Below are 224 nucleotides of genomic sequence, written 5' to 3'. Positions count from 1 at the left end.
TCAGAAAAGCGCCCGATTACTGAAGATCAATAGTACATGTCTTGTTAAACTAACTCCTCAGTTAATGGAGTTAGTTAAGCATATTTTAATTCGGAAGTTTTTCCTATGGGGTTCTTCCTCCTTTCATAAAAAAATATATTATTCCTTTGTAAAAAATTCTGCATCAATTTTATCGATAACTGAGGTGGCATTATAAAAATATCTCATTTTCATTTTGTCTTCAT

The sequence above is a fragment of the Bacillus sp. JJ1503 genome (assembly GCF_036965125.1).
GTDB lineage: Bacteria > Bacillota > Bacilli > Bacillales > Cytobacillaceae > Cytobacillus.
The sequence above is the reverse complement of the archived record's forward strand: the minus strand, read 5'-3'. Positions refer to the sequence as shown.